Source organism: Neoroseomonas rubea (assembly GCF_016106015.1).
GTDB classification, from domain to species: Bacteria; Pseudomonadota; Alphaproteobacteria; order Acetobacterales; family Acetobacteraceae; genus Neoroseomonas; species Neoroseomonas rubea.
Map to the genome: position 1 here is coordinate 1 of NZ_JACADQ010000544.1, position 1,709 is coordinate 1,709.

Annotated in this window: 2 protein-coding genes; one reads left to right on the forward strand and one right to left on the reverse strand. The window is 76.5% G+C overall.

What is annotated here, in order from left to right:
- Nucleotides 1-475, reverse strand: a 475-nt coding sequence (locus HW577_RS24665) for a toll/interleukin-1 receptor domain-containing protein (protein WP_198378734.1), incomplete at its 3' end; no start/stop codon positions are given.
- A gap of 139 nt (nucleotides 476-614) precedes the next feature.
- On the opposite strand from HW577_RS24665, the gene HW577_RS24670 reads away from it, so the two are divergent.
- Nucleotides 615-1,709 (forward strand): tetratricopeptide repeat-containing protein (locus tag HW577_RS24670; protein ID WP_198378735.1); only part of this gene is annotated, 1,095 nt, incomplete at its 3' end.

Consider the following 1,709-nt stretch of genomic DNA (forward strand, 5'->3'; position numbering starts at 1 on the left):
TGCCCTGCGTGGCCGCGCGCGCCGCGGCCACCAGCGCCGCCGCCTGGGCGCGCGGAAGCTCGATCGTCGCATCGGCCGCGAGCGCCAGCCTCACGCCGGCCGCCAGCGCATCCGCATGCTGCTCGATCGGCGGCGGGAAGGCGTTCAGCCAATGCGATCCGGCCAGGTGCAGGCGCAGCGCGCCGCCCGGCTGGCAATCCTCGATCCGCACGGGCACCAGGGCGAGGCCCTGCGACACCGCTGTGACGACCTCGTTGCGGACATGCACGGACGCGGCGGTGTGGCGCGACAGGACCAGCACCATCGCATGCGCTCGGCCGATCGCGGTCAGGATCGCCTCGCCCCAGTCCTCCCCCGCGCGGACGTCGCGCGGCGCCATCCAGCAGGGAATGCCGCGCGCCTCCAGCGCCACGCAGACCGCATCGGCCGCGGCACGGTCGGCGGAGGCGTAGCTCAGGAAGACGTCATGCGGCATGGGCGGCGTCCGGAACGCCGGCGTTTCTGGCACAGTCGGCGCGCGCGCGCCATCGCGCGGAAGGGCCGCGCCCGGCCGCATGGACGGGGCGGGGCAACGGCTTCTAGGATCAGCCCGATCCGCGCGGCAGAACCCATCGATGTCCGATCCGCTCGCGGAGGTCCTGGCGCTGGAGGCCGAGGGCCTCCTGCTTTCCGCCCACGACCGGGCCATGGCCGCGCTCACGGAGCGGCCGGGCGACACGGCGCTGCGCTACCGCGCCGCGCTGACCATCGCGCGCGCGGGCGCGACGGGCCGCGCGCTCGACCTGTTCCACGAGCTGCGGCTGGATGCGGAGGCGGATCCGGAGATCGCCGCGCTCGGTGCGCGGCTGATCAAGGACCGCGCCTTCGAGACGCCGGCGGCCGCGCGCGGGCCCCTGCTGGCCGAGACGGCGCGCCGCTACCACGCGCTGTGGCGCAAATGGGGGGAAGGCTGGCACGGGGTGAACGCCGCGGCGCTGCGCATGCTCGCCGGCGCGCGGGAGGAAGCTGCCGCGATCGCCGCGGAGGTGCTGCGCACGCTGCGCGACAGCGGCGACTACTGGTCCGCGGCGACCGAGGCCGAGGCGCTTCTGATCGCCGGCCGCAGCACCGAGGCCTGGCGCGCGCTGGAACGGGCGGAGGCGCGCGCCGGCGCCGACCTCTCGGCCCGCGCGACGACGCGCAGGCAGATGCGGCGCGAAGCCGCCTTCCTCGGCCTGCCGCCGGGCTTCGTCGATGCGCTGCGCATCCCGCGCGTGCTGCACTACACCGGCCACATGCCGCGCGCGGGCCAGGACGAGCCGGCCATCGAGGCGCTGCTCGCCGCCGCGCTGGACGCCGCCATCGCGACCGAGAACATCGGCATGGCCTTCGGCGGCCTCGCCGCCGGGCTCGACATCCTGGCCGCCGAGGCGCTGCTGCGTGCGGGCATCGTGCCGCGCATCGTGCTGCCCTGCGACGCCGAGACCTACGAGAAGGCGTCCGTCGCGCCCGCGGGCGATCGCTGGGTGCCGCGCTTCCGGGCCCTGCTGCCGCGCGTGCGTCTGTTCCACCTGGATGAACGCCCCTTCGCGGGCGACGACCTGCACCTCGCCATGGCGGCGCGGCGGGCGATGGGGCTTGCGCGGCTGCACGCCCGGCACCGCGATGCCGAGGCGGTCCAGGTCGCCGCCTGGGACCGCGGGCCGCAGCGCGGCGCCGCCGGCACCAGC